This is a genomic window from Falsirhodobacter sp. 20TX0035, from assembly GCF_028307215.1.
Lineage (GTDB): Bacteria > Pseudomonadota > Alphaproteobacteria > Rhodobacterales > Rhodobacteraceae > Falsirhodobacter.
In genome coordinates this window covers 232,566-242,457 of record NZ_JAQMHV010000004.1, presented here as the reverse complement: position 1 = coordinate 242,457, position 9,892 = coordinate 232,566, and the positions used below count along the sequence as shown (strand labels likewise).

Genomic DNA, 9,892 nt, shown 5'->3' with positions numbered 1-9,892 from the left:
ATAGCCGAGTTCCGCGCGGCTTCTCGCCTGCGTTGGGAGCGCATCCACTATGCCACCCATTGATGCCCTGACGGAACAATCCCTGCGCGAATACGGCCTGATCGGAACGCTGGCGCTGCTCGGCTTCATCTTCGCCATCGTCTACATGTGGAAGCGGCCGCCGCCGGAGCCGCACGCCTCGCCCATGGAGGCGGTGAAGGAAAACGCCAAGCTGATCCCCTTCGTTCTGGAGGAGGTGCGGCAGCTCGGCCGGAAGCTGGACGATGCGATGCGTAGGATCGATCAGATGGAGCGGCGCTTCGACCAGCTGGAGGAGCGGTCCGAGCGGATGGAGCGGCTCGGGGAGGTGATCAAGGACCGTCTGCCGCGATAGCGGCGGAAGATCTGGGGTCTGGTTTACCGTCACCTTGTGCTTCGTGCCATTCTCGTATCTCCGCACAGAGCGGCCACGCTGAACGATCCGAAAACAGTGGCACCGAAGCATCAGGGGGATAGAAGTCGATGAAACGGATCTCATCCTGAAGCGTGCTTATGCACCAGCGCCCCAGAACTTCACCACCATCAGTTATGACATCGCCTTCGGGATGGTCCGGATATCCGATGAGGTTGATCGCAAAGCGGTAGGGATCAGCCTCTATTCGGTTGATCGCTGCACAGGCGGCTTCGAAGGCATCCTGTCGGGAATGGCCGTCGCCTGCCGCATGTTCTTTTCCGAACCCGAGGACCTTCCACCCAACATACGGATCTTGATCGCTGAAAGGGCCTTCGAGGTGAACCTCGTATCGCTTGTATTCCCTGTAGAAAGGCATGCGACCTCCTGAGCTTTTGCGCGGGGCATCGGGGTCAGGCGGCGGGGGTCGCCGGACCGCCCCCGCTTCTGCCTGTATGCCGGCTGCCTCGGCTGCTCAACCGTAACGTGAACGTGAGCGGCGTCAACATGGTTAACGGCTGTCGCTATGCAGATGCGCACCCAACCCCAGATCCTCGAAAGCCTGGCCGTCAGCTTGCAGCCTCTGACGGCCGATCTGGTGGAACTGGCGGCGTCGATGAAGCCGGAGCCAGAGGCGGAGGCGCCGTTGGCCATGGTCATGCCTACATCCACAGGCGCGGTCATCCATATCGCATGAAAGGCAAAGTCACTGTGGATCAGGAACCAGCGCAGGAGGCAGGGTAATAGGGCCAAACCGCAGGCATCAGAGGCCCAGCTGATCAGTGCGCAATTTAGAGAAGATTTTACCTTTACCCCATCTTCCTATGCGTGTTTCATTCTACTGGATAAGCCAACAACGCGAGGGACATGGATGCCGATCTTCAAGGCTTCGGGGAAACTGTGCTATTTCGCTCATGTCCCCAAGTGCGCGGGCACCAGCATCGAGGACTATCTGGTCGAGCGGTTCGGGCAGCTCGCGTTTCTGGATCGGAAGTACAACGCGAACAAGGCGGGCCAATTCCGAACAGCGTCGCCGCAGCATATTCTGGCCTCGGACTTGGCCGTGTTCTTCCCGATGGGGTTCTTCGACCACTCCTTCGCGGTGGTTCGTCATCCCGTAGACCGGGTGGTCAGCGCCTTCCACTATCACCGCGATCGGGAGCACAACATCAAGTCGAAGGTCAGCTTCAAGGAGTGGGTCAAGCGGCTGGAAGATTTCGGCCCTAAAAGCCACCAGGACTTCGACAACCACTTCCGTCCCCAGTCCGCCTTCATCCCCAAGAAGAGCCGGGTGTTCAAGCTTGAGAATGGCTTGGATAAGGTCGCGGTCTGGCTGGACGAACTTGCCGGTGACAAGCACACCACGGGCATTCCCAACCACTTTGCGGGCGATTACAAGCCACCGCGGATCGCTGCCGAAACGCTGGAGGCGCTGGAGCAGCTCTATGCCGCTGACTTCGACGCCTTCGGTTACGAACGCCGCGCAGCCTAATTACGGCCAAGCTCCGCCTGCGACACCTTTCCGAATCATCCGAAGTTCTGCAAATGTTCGCGCATGTGGACACGCAAGCTGACATGGCCCGGCGAGGGAAATCACACCGACTGGCTGGTGCTGTACAAGCACATCAAGGTAGGCCGCGTCATGTATCAGACGACATACGCGACAAAGGAATGGAATTGGTCCGTTCAGCTTTACCCTGCGTCTCTAGGCTATGCAGACACCATGGAAGAGGCCTTGGAAGCGGTTCGGCAGTGGTGCCTCAAGATCCCCGATCTCGAGAAGCAAATCGATGACAAGCGAAACCGCAAAGGGATGTATGCCTGGGGCGATGGCACTTAGGAACGAACAAAGCCCGAATCAGGAATGTTGAGAGGAATGTTGAGAGCAGGGGCTTGCATCGTTTCACGACGTGATCTAAACCCCTGTTTGTCTTGGTCTACGGCGGGTGGGCAGGCAGGCTATGCACCGGATTGCAAATCCGTGAAGACCGGTTCGATTCCGGTACCCGCCTCCAAGCAGTCTTCCTGATACCCATGATGTTGCCGCTGCGTGTCGCCTGACGCGGTCGCAGGCACGTTTGTCTCCTGCCCTCGTGTTGCGCATGCCCGCGCGGGCGCTTTCCCCCTGATCAATCCCGATGATGTCTTCTGTCCCTCGCGAATCCGTCGGGTCTGGGATGGGTGACATTGTTTCCGGGACGCACTGCGCCTTGAACGTTGCACAGCAACCCTGTTCGACCCTCACGAACGACTTCTTCCTGCCAGGAGATCATCATGCAGGTATCGGACCGGGGCCTTGTGGCCCTGATGCAGCACGAAGGCATCGTGCCGGGGCCTTATATGGACAGCGTGAACGTGCCCACCTACGGGATCGGGCACACGGCGGCGGCGGGGGCACCCGATCCGGCGGATCTGCCCGTGGGGATGCCGGCGGATCTGGACAGGGCATTGGCCGAGGTGGCCGCCGTCTTCCGGCGCGACCTTGCCCGCTACACGGAGGATGTTCTGGTGGCGGTGCGGGTGGACCTTGCGCCCCACGAGCTCGACGCGCTGGTCAGCTTTCACTACAACACCGGCGCCATCGCGAAGGCCTCGCTGACCGAGGCGCTGAACGCGGGCGACCGGGCGCGGGCGGGGGCGCTGTTCCTCAGCTGGAAGAAACCGGCCGAGATCATCCCGCGCCGCACGGCAGAGCGTGACCTGTTCCTGCACGGCACCTATCCCAAGGGACCCGTCAGCGTCTGGCAGGTGGACAGCCGGCGCCGCGTGATCTGGACCCCGGCCCGGACCCTGTCCGCGGCCGAGGCGCTGACCCTGGTGGCCGGAGATGCCGCTGCGCCCGTCGGCCCTCTGGCCTATGGCAGCCGGGATTCTCGCAACCGCACCATTCAGACCGTGCTGAACGACATGGGCCTGTACGCCCGCACCATCGATGACCGGTGGGGTCCGGGCCAGCAGGCCGCTCTGGACGATCTGGCGGCGCGGAACGCCCGGATCAAATCCCTCATCCACGGAGAATGACGATGCCCCTTGCCACCCAACTGTCCCGCGCGCCGACGAACAAGCTGATGGCCGGCGGCATCAGCGCGGCGGTCATCACATCGGCCTGGTCCGAGGTCTTTGCCTTCTGGCCGCCGATCTCGGGCCCCGGCATGTCGACGCTGGCGGGCATCCTGATCGCCATGGCGATCGGCTATTTCGTGCCCGACCGCGCCAACCTGCCGGTGACGTGATGGACGGATTGGGCGCAATTCTCGGCACCGCCGGGGCGGCGATCCTCGGCGTGCTCATCGCCTATCTGCGCGGTCGCGCGCAGGGCAAGGCGGAGGTGACGGCCACGGTCCGCCAGCAGCAGGCGGAGGCGACGATTCAAAAACAGACGGAGGTGCAGGATGCGGTGGTGGATTCTCGGACTGGCAGCGGCGATTGGCGTGAGCGGCTGCGCGCCTCGCATCGGGACTGACGCGCTGTGCGTCCCACTGTCGCCTTACGTGGCCGGGCTGCGGAGCGCGCTTGAGACGCATCCCGAAACGCCCGATCCTGTGGGCGAGGCCGCCACGGATGTCGTGATCGGGTTCGAGGGCGGTTGCCCGAAAGCCTGAACCCCTCAGCACCCGTGATCGAAGATCATCCGGGAGACGATGAGCGCGTCGCAGGTGTCGCCGCGATCCGCCAATCCGGCGGTCGCACTGGCCCCTGCGAAAAGGCCGATGGCAAGAAGGCTGAATGCGAGTTTTTTCATGGGAGGCAGTCCTGTTGTAGAACAGGGAAACCGCCAAAGGCTTGAAATGTTGCAGCCCCGAACGGAAAAACACGATCATGGTCCGCGGTGCGCATGATGCCCCGCGGACCTTTTCGTCAGGCGATGGGCGTCAGCACCAGGTCCAGTTCGACGCTTGGCGACTGATCGGTCTGCGCCTTGCACACGACCTTCTCGCCGTCCACCGTGCCGCTGATCTTGTGGCGCGCCACTTCCGCCCCGGTGATGGAGGTGATGGGCGTGTTCTCGGTGTGGCAGCCCACCTCGAGATCCGCCTCGAAGCGGTCACCGTCCACGGAATAGGTGCCGCGATAATACATCGCGGAATCGCCACCGTGCAGCTTGCCATCCTGAAGATAGGCGACCCCATCCCCCTGATCCTTGTCGGTGGAGAAGTGGGCGTGATACAGGCCTTCGATCATGACGGTTCCTTTCGGGTTTGGGAGGGGGTCAGCGGGTCGGGTTCGCGGCCGGAGCGTTGATCGGCGTCTCGCCCTGCTGCTGCGCGTCTTCCATCTCGTTCTTGTGGGAGATGTTCATGCCCACGAAGATGGTGACGATGATGACGGCCACGATCGCCGCGATGATGTAGATCACTTTCGTGGGACGTTTCGGTCCCTTCTTGTGCAGATCGGCCATGTCGGCTCCCCGGGGCTGGATATGTGTCGGTTCGGAAACAAAGCTGCGGAAGGGAAGGTTCCGGTCCTGCCGAAGAAAGCCGGTGCGGCCCGCCTTTCGCGCCCATGGCGACCGGCCTCCATGACGCTTGATCCGGTTGCGCATCAACCGCTTGCGGGGCGGTGCGGCAGTTCCTATGGTCCGGGTGATCGCGTGGCCTGGATACGGGGCGCGCGCCAAGGAATGGACCGGCTGGAGGATGCTCATGGTCTCGCGCACGATCCCGGTGGATCCTTTCGACCTGGTGATTTTCGGGGGGACGGGCGACCTCGCCCGCCGCAAGATCCTGCCCAGCCTGTACCGCCGCTATCTGGCCGGGCAGATCCCGGAGGACAGCCGCATCATCGGCGCCGCCCGGTCCGAGATGGACGGCGGCCAGTTCCGCGAGATGGTCCGCAGTTCGGTGGAGGAGTTCCTGCCCGACACCAAGCGCGACGGGAAGACGTTGCAGGATTTCCTGGGCCACATCCGTTATGTCCAGATCGACGCCACAGGCGACGCAGGCTGGCCCGAGCTTGCGGCCGAGATGCGGTCGGGCAAGATCCACGCCTTCTACTTCTCGGTCGCGCCGTCGCTGTTCGGGGCCTTGGCCGAACGGCTGCACCAGTTCGGCATCGCGGACGCCGAAAGCCGGATCGTGGTGGAAAAGCCCTTCGGCAAGGACCTCGCCTCGGCCCGCAAGCTGAACGCGACGCTGGCCGAACATTTCAGCGAACAGCAGATCTACCGGATCGATCATTATCTGGGCAAGGAAACGGTCCAGAACCTGATGGCCGTCCGCTTTGCCAACATCCTGTTCGAACCGTTGTGGAAGACCGAATACATCGACCACGTGCAGATCACCGTGGCCGAAACCGTGGGCGTGGACGGGCGGGGGGCGTATTACGACACCTCGGGCGCGATGCGCGACATGGTGCAGAACCACATGATGCAGCTTTTGTGCCTGATCGCGATGGAGCCGCCCTATCACTTCGACCCCGACGCGGTGCGGGACGAAAAGCTGAAGGTCATCCGTGCGCTGGAACCCGTGCGTCCCGAAAGCATCGTGCGCGGCCAGTACAAGGCGGGCGGCGGCAAGCCGGGTTACCTTGAGGATGCGGAGAACCCCGACAGCCGGACGGAAAGCTTCGTCGCGCTGAAGGTCGGCATCTCCAACTGGCGGTGGAAGGGCACGCCCTTCTACCTGCGCACGGGCAAGCGCCTGAAGGCCCGCACGTCCGAGATCGCGGTCTTCTTCCGCCGCCCGCCCCATTCCATCTTCGACGATCCCGAGGAAGGCCGCCAGAACGTCCTGGTGATCCGCCTGCAACCGAACGAGGGGATCAACCTGAAGGTCATGATCAAGGAACCGGGTCCGGGCGGCATGCGCCTGACGCAGGTGCCTCTGGACATGTCCTTCGCCAAGGCGCTGGGCGCGGACGGGGAAGACATCCCCGACGCCTACGAACGGCTGATCATGGACGTGATCCGCGGCAACCAGACCCTGTTCATGCGCGGGGACGAGGTGGAGGCCGCCTGGGCTTGGGCCGACCCGATCATCGAAGGCTGGGAAACGCGCGGCGATCGTCCGCACGCCTATGAACCTGCAACCTCGGGGCCGGAAGATGCGTTGATGCTTCTGCATCGCGACGGCCGTCGCTGGAGGGAGATCCACGAATGAACTTTCACGACTATCCGGACCGGGAGTTCCTGTATCTGCGCCTTGCCAACAAGATCGCGAGCCAGCTGGGCGACGTCCTGCGGCGCGAAGGGAAGGCAAGCCTGTGCGTGCCCGGCGGCAGCACGCCGGGTCCGATCTTCGACACGCTGTCGGGCGTCGACCTGGAATGGGAGAACGTCACCGTCTTTCTGAACGACGAACGCTGGGTGCCCGAGGACAACGCCCGGTCGAACACCCGCCTTCTGCGCCAGCGCCTGCTGACAGGGCGCGCGGCGGCGGCGAACTACGTGCCGCTTTATGCCCCCGCCGACCGGCCCGAGGACGCGATCGACACGCTGATCGAGGGGGTGGAGCCGCATCTTCCCATCTCGGTCCTTCTGCTGGGCATGGGGGCGGACATGCACACGGCGTCGCTGTTCCCCGGCGCCGACCGGCTGGAGGAGGCGCTGTCCGACAAGGCCCCCCTTCTGCTGCCCATGCGGGCCGAGGGCGCAGGGGAGCCGCGCGTGACCCTGACCGCGCGGCCCCTGAAGCAAGCCATCTATTCGCACCTTCTGATCACCGGCCCCGAAAAGCGCGCCGCGCTGGAACGGGCGGAAAAGCTACCCACCATCGAGGCGCCGATCCGGGCCTTCCTGAACGATATTGCGGTCCATTGGGCCGAATGAGGAGACTTTCATGAACACCTGGCAGGCCCTGCGCGACCATCACCGGATGGTCGCGGACCGTCCCATCCTGACCCTTTTCGACGACGCCCGCGCCGGGGCCTTTTCGGCCCGCGTCGACGATCTGCTGTTCGACTTTTCCAAGACCAACATCTGCGACACCGGGCTGGACCTGCTTCTGGGCCTGGCCCAGGGTGCGGATCTGGCCACCAAGCGCGAAGCAATGTTCCGCGGCGCCCGCATCAACGAGACGGAGCATCGCGCCGTTCTGCACACCGCGCTGCGCAACATGAACGACCCCGTCCTCGTGGATGGGACGGACGTGACGGTGGCGCTGCGCGAAACCCACGCCCGGATGCAGGCCTTCGCGCGCGACGTGCGCAGCGGCGCCTTCGCGGGCCAGGGCGGGCGCATCACGGATGTGGTGAACATCGGCATCGGCGGGTCGGACCTTGGCCCGGCCATGGCCGCCATCGCCCTGTCCCCCTATGCCGAGGATCTGCGCACGCATTTCGTGTCGAACGTGGACGGGGCGCATATCGCGGACGTGCTGAAGGGGCTGGATCCGGCGACCACGCTGGTGATCGTCGCCTCCAAGACCTTCACCACGATCGAGACGATGACCAACGCCGAAACCGCGAAGGCGTGGATGGCGAAGGCGGTCGCAGAACCCGCGACGCAGTTCGTCGCCGTGTCCACCGCGGCGGACAAGACGGCTGCCTTCGGCATCGATCCGTCCCGCGTCTTCGGGTTCGAGGATTGGGTCGGCGGCCGCTATTCGATGTGGGGCCCGATCGGCCTTGCCCTGATGCTCGCCATCGGGCCGGAGGAGTTCGACCAGTTCCTGGCCGGCGGCGCCGCCATGGACGCGCATTTCCGTGAGGCCGACCTGTCGGAAAACCTGCCCGTCCTGCTGGCGCTGGTCGGGATCTGGCACAACCAGATCTGCGATTACGCCACCCGCGCCGTGCTGCCCTATGAACAGCGTCTGGCGCGCCTTCCCGCCTATCTTCAGCAGCTTGAGATGGAATCGAACGGCAAGCGCGTGTCGATGAACGGCGCGGACCTTGCCATTCATTCCGGCCCCGTCGTCTGGGGGGAGCCGGGGACGAACGGCCAGCACGCCTTCTATCAGCTGATCCATCAGGGCACCCGCGTCATCCCCTGTGAATTCCTTGTGGGGCGTGAGGGGCATGAGCCGGATCTGGCCCACCAGCACCGCCTTCTGGTCGCCAACTGCCTGGCCCAGTCCGAGGCGCTGCTGCGCGGCCGGTCGCTGGAGCAGGCGACGGAGATCCAGCGCAAGAAGGGCATGGAGGGGGCGGAACTGGACCGTCAGGCCCGCCACCGCGTCTTCCCCGGCAACCGCCCGTCCACCACGCTGTGCTATCCCAAGCTGACGCCCTTCGTGCTGGGCCAGATCGTGGCGCTTTACGAACACCGTGTGTTCGTGGAGGGCGTGATCCTCGGCATCAACTCCTACGATCAGTGGGGGGTGGAGCTTGGGAAGGAACTGGCGCTGGCGTTGCAGCCGATCCTTGAAGGCGCCTCCGCCGAAGGCAAGGACGGCTCCACCCGCCAGCTGGTCGATTACCTGCGGTGATCAGACTGCGGCGTTCACGATGATCTCCACCCGGTACTGCGCACTGGCGAGCCTGGCTTCGCCGGTCGCGCGGGCCGGGGCGTGACCGGGCACGACCCAGGCGTCCCGGACGGCGTTCATCTCCTCGAACTCGGCGATGTCGGCCAGCCAGATCTGGGCCGACAGGATGCGGCTGCGGTCGCTGCCGATGCGGGTCAGCAGGGCGTCCACCTCGGCCAGCGCATCCTCGGTCTGTTCGGCCACGGTGGCGCCGTTGCCCACCTGGCCCGCCAGCCACGCCACGCCGTTGAAGATCACGGCCTCGCTCATCCTCGTGCCGCAATCGATGCGTTTGATTTCGGTCATCAGCCCTCTCCGTTTCATAAGGACCACAGTTTGGGCGGAGGTGGGCCGAAGGGCAAGCCTTGCGGCAGGCCGTCCCATTGTTCCGGCCGCCCGTTCGCCGTAGACAGGGCCCCAGACAAGGGAGGCAGCGATGTCCGACACGACGATGGGCTACATCTTCTTCTACGGCTTCTGGGCCGCCGGCCTCATCTGCCTTGGTGCGGCGGTGCTGGCCGTCTTCGTCATCGTGCGCGCCATCCGCACCCGGAACGACGGGGAATAGGCCCCGGGCCGCACCGGCCCGGGGCGCGTTCGATCAGCCCGGCGGGATCTGCTCTCCGGCCTGCGTCACAAGCTGCGCCATCTGCTGGCACAGGCTTTCCTCGCTGGTGGAGCGTTGCTGCGCCACATCCGCCAGCGCCACTTCCTGCCCCATGGACGACACGGTGCCCGTCTTGCCCTTCTGGTAGGCGTCGATCGCCTCGGTCGTGTCCGAAGGCGGGGGGATCATGCCCATCAGGCGGGTCTGCGTCGCAATGACCTCGTTCCCGACCGTGGCCTTCGTCTGGCAGTATTCCAGCACGCCCAGTTGGTTCTGCGCGGCGGCATAGGCGTCTTCCATGCTCATCTGCGGGGCGGCGGGGGCGTCCTGCGCCAGTGCCGCGCCGGCCAGAAGAGGAGTGGCCACAAGGGCGGCGAGAAGGTTGCGTGGGGTCAAGAGACTGCTCCGTTCTGTGCTGTCATGGCGGGCAGGCTAACAGTCTGGGACGGG

17 protein-coding genes and 1 tRNA gene are annotated in these 9,892 nt (G+C 64.4%); 12 read left to right on the top strand and 6 right to left on the bottom strand.

The window, feature by feature from the left end:
• The first annotated feature begins 49 nt into the window (after positions 1 to 49).
• Positions 50 to 373, top strand: a complete 324-nt coding sequence (locus PIJ50_RS07865) for a hypothetical protein (protein ID WP_271974181.1) — start codon at positions 50 to 52, stop codon at positions 371 to 373.
• On the opposite strand, the gene PIJ50_RS07860 is transcribed toward PIJ50_RS07865, so the two are convergent.
• Positions 351 to 809: a hypothetical protein gene (locus tag PIJ50_RS07860; RefSeq protein WP_271974180.1), complete on the bottom strand. Its 459-nt coding sequence runs from the start codon at positions 807 to 809 to the stop codon at positions 351 to 353. The two genes, PIJ50_RS07865 and PIJ50_RS07860, sit on opposite strands and share 23 nt — an antisense overlap.
• Positions 810 to 956: 147 nt before the next feature.
• Here PIJ50_RS07860 and PIJ50_RS07855 point away from each other — a divergent pair, with 147 nt between their 5' ends.
• From PIJ50_RS07855 to PIJ50_RS07825, 7 genes are all read left to right on the top strand, one after another.
• On the top strand, positions 957 to 1,127 hold the full coding sequence (locus PIJ50_RS07855; protein ID WP_271973818.1) for a hypothetical protein: 171 nt from the start codon (positions 957 to 959) through the stop codon (positions 1,125 to 1,127).
• A 174-nt stretch (positions 1,128 to 1,301) separates the two neighbouring features.
• The gene (locus PIJ50_RS07850; protein WP_271974179.1) at positions 1,302 to 1,922 is read left to right on the top strand and encodes a sulfotransferase family 2 domain-containing protein; all 621 of its coding nucleotides are present in this window, start codon (positions 1,302 to 1,304) and stop codon (positions 1,920 to 1,922) included.
• A gap of 63 nt (positions 1,923 to 1,985) precedes the next feature.
• A complete protein-coding gene (locus PIJ50_RS07845; protein ID WP_271973820.1) occupies positions 1,986 to 2,270 on the top strand; it encodes a hypothetical protein in 285 nt (94 codons plus the stop codon).
• A 101-nt stretch (positions 2,271 to 2,371) separates the two neighbouring features.
• Positions 2,372 to 2,445 (top strand) — tRNA-Cys (locus PIJ50_RS07840).
• A 259-nt stretch (positions 2,446 to 2,704) separates the two neighbouring features.
• The gene (locus PIJ50_RS07835; RefSeq protein WP_271974178.1) at positions 2,705 to 3,451 is read left to right on the top strand and encodes a lysozyme; all 747 of its coding nucleotides are present in this window, start codon (positions 2,705 to 2,707) and stop codon (positions 3,449 to 3,451) included.
• A gap of 2 nt (positions 3,452 to 3,453) precedes the next feature.
• Positions 3,454 to 3,663 (top strand): hypothetical protein, encoded by a 210-nt coding sequence (locus tag PIJ50_RS07830; protein WP_271974177.1) that lies wholly within the window; start codon positions 3,454 to 3,456, stop codon positions 3,661 to 3,663.
• Positions 3,663 to 3,893, top strand: coding sequence for a hypothetical protein (locus tag PIJ50_RS07825; protein WP_271974175.1), 231 nt, complete (start codon positions 3,663 to 3,665; stop codon positions 3,891 to 3,893). The genes PIJ50_RS07830 and PIJ50_RS07825 overlap by 1 nt, the downstream gene beginning before the upstream one ends.
• A gap of 144 nt (positions 3,894 to 4,037) precedes the next feature.
• On the opposite strand, the gene PIJ50_RS07820 is transcribed toward PIJ50_RS07825, so the two are convergent.
• From PIJ50_RS07820 to PIJ50_RS07810, 3 genes are all read right to left on the bottom strand, one after another.
• Positions 4,038 to 4,172: a hypothetical protein gene (locus PIJ50_RS07820; protein WP_271974174.1), complete on the bottom strand. Its 135-nt coding sequence runs from the start codon at positions 4,170 to 4,172 to the stop codon at positions 4,038 to 4,040.
• 116 nt (positions 4,173 to 4,288) lie between these two features.
• Entirely contained in the window at positions 4,289 to 4,612 is a 324-nt protein-coding gene (locus PIJ50_RS07815; RefSeq protein WP_271974172.1) for a GrlR family regulatory protein, read from the bottom strand.
• 28 nt (positions 4,613 to 4,640) lie between these two features.
• On the bottom strand, positions 4,641 to 4,829 hold the full coding sequence (locus tag PIJ50_RS07810) for a hypothetical protein (protein WP_271974171.1): 189 nt from the start codon (positions 4,827 to 4,829) through the stop codon (positions 4,641 to 4,643).
• A gap of 244 nt (positions 4,830 to 5,073) precedes the next feature.
• Here PIJ50_RS07810 and zwf point away from each other — a divergent pair, with 244 nt between their 5' ends.
• From zwf to pgi, 3 genes are read left to right on the top strand one after another with little or no spacing between them, the layout of a single operon-like run.
• On the top strand, positions 5,074 to 6,528 hold the full coding sequence (gene zwf / locus PIJ50_RS07805) for a glucose-6-phosphate dehydrogenase (RefSeq protein ID WP_271974170.1): 1,455 nt from the start codon (positions 5,074 to 5,076) through the stop codon (positions 6,526 to 6,528).
• Entirely contained in the window at positions 6,525 to 7,196 is a 672-nt protein-coding gene (gene pgl / locus PIJ50_RS07800; RefSeq protein WP_271974168.1) for a 6-phosphogluconolactonase, read from the top strand. Before zwf ends, pgl begins: the two co-directional genes overlap by 4 nt.
• A gap of 10 nt (positions 7,197 to 7,206) precedes the next feature.
• Positions 7,207 to 8,796 (top strand): glucose-6-phosphate isomerase, encoded by a 1,590-nt coding sequence (gene pgi / locus PIJ50_RS07795; RefSeq protein ID WP_271974167.1) that lies wholly within the window; start codon positions 7,207 to 7,209, stop codon positions 8,794 to 8,796.
• On the opposite strand, the gene PIJ50_RS07790 is transcribed toward pgi, so the two are convergent.
• Positions 8,797 to 9,141 carry a RidA family protein gene (locus PIJ50_RS07790; protein ID WP_271974166.1) on the bottom strand — a complete coding sequence of 115 codons (345 nt, stop codon included), beginning with the start codon at positions 9,139 to 9,141 and terminating at the stop codon, positions 8,797 to 8,799. It abuts the gene before it with no gap.
• A gap of 130 nt (positions 9,142 to 9,271) precedes the next feature.
• Between PIJ50_RS07790 and PIJ50_RS07785 the strand changes: the two genes are divergently transcribed.
• Complete coding sequence (locus tag PIJ50_RS07785; RefSeq protein ID WP_271974164.1) at positions 9,272 to 9,403, top strand: hypothetical protein; 132 nt, start codon at positions 9,272 to 9,274, stop codon at positions 9,401 to 9,403.
• 33 nt (positions 9,404 to 9,436) lie between these two features.
• On the opposite strand, the gene PIJ50_RS07780 is transcribed toward PIJ50_RS07785, so the two are convergent.
• Entirely contained in the window at positions 9,437 to 9,838 is a 402-nt protein-coding gene (locus tag PIJ50_RS07780) for a pore-forming ESAT-6 family protein (RefSeq protein ID WP_271974162.1), read from the bottom strand.
• Positions 9,839 to 9,892: the final 54 nt, after the last annotated feature.

What these genes read in the sequence shown, in the direction of transcription:
- PIJ50_RS07785 (WP_271974164.1), top strand. Translation starts at nt 9,272, where the DNA reads ATGTCCGACACGACGATGGGCTACATCTTCTTCTACGGCTTCTGGGCC.
- PIJ50_RS07865 (WP_271974181.1), top strand. Translation starts at nt 50, where the DNA reads ATGCCACCCATTGATGCCCTGACGGAACAATCCCTGCGCGAATACGGC.
- PIJ50_RS07855 (WP_271973818.1), top strand. Translation starts at nt 957, where the DNA reads ATGCAGATGCGCACCCAACCCCAGATCCTCGAAAGCCTGGCCGTCAGC.
- pgl (WP_271974168.1), top strand. Translation starts at nt 6,525, where the DNA reads ATGAACTTTCACGACTATCCGGACCGGGAGTTCCTGTATCTGCGCCTT.
- zwf (WP_271974170.1), top strand. Translation starts at nt 5,074, where the DNA reads ATGGTCTCGCGCACGATCCCGGTGGATCCTTTCGACCTGGTGATTTTC.
- PIJ50_RS07850 (WP_271974179.1), top strand. Translation starts at nt 1,302, where the DNA reads ATGCCGATCTTCAAGGCTTCGGGGAAACTGTGCTATTTCGCTCATGTC.
- pgi (WP_271974167.1), top strand. Translation starts at nt 7,207, where the DNA reads ATGAACACCTGGCAGGCCCTGCGCGACCATCACCGGATGGTCGCGGAC.
- PIJ50_RS07845 (WP_271973820.1), top strand. Translation starts at nt 1,986, where the DNA reads ATGTGGACACGCAAGCTGACATGGCCCGGCGAGGGAAATCACACCGAC.
- PIJ50_RS07835 (WP_271974178.1), top strand. Translation starts at nt 2,705, where the DNA reads ATGCAGGTATCGGACCGGGGCCTTGTGGCCCTGATGCAGCACGAAGGC.
- PIJ50_RS07830 (WP_271974177.1), top strand. Translation starts at nt 3,454, where the DNA reads ATGCCCCTTGCCACCCAACTGTCCCGCGCGCCGACGAACAAGCTGATG.
- PIJ50_RS07860 (WP_271974180.1), bottom strand. Translation starts at nt 809, where the DNA reads ATGCCTTTCTACAGGGAATACAAGCGATACGAGGTTCACCTCGAAGGC.
- PIJ50_RS07820 (WP_271974174.1), bottom strand. Translation starts at nt 4,172, where the DNA reads ATGAAAAAACTCGCATTCAGCCTTCTTGCCATCGGCCTTTTCGCAGGG.
- PIJ50_RS07815 (WP_271974172.1), bottom strand. Translation starts at nt 4,612, where the DNA reads ATGATCGAAGGCCTGTATCACGCCCACTTCTCCACCGACAAGGATCAG.
- PIJ50_RS07825 (WP_271974175.1), top strand. Translation starts at nt 3,663, where the DNA reads ATGGACGGATTGGGCGCAATTCTCGGCACCGCCGGGGCGGCGATCCTC.
- PIJ50_RS07810 (WP_271974171.1), bottom strand. Translation starts at nt 4,829, where the DNA reads ATGGCCGATCTGCACAAGAAGGGACCGAAACGTCCCACGAAAGTGATC.
- PIJ50_RS07790 (WP_271974166.1), bottom strand. Translation starts at nt 9,141, where the DNA reads ATGACCGAAATCAAACGCATCGATTGCGGCACGAGGATGAGCGAGGCC.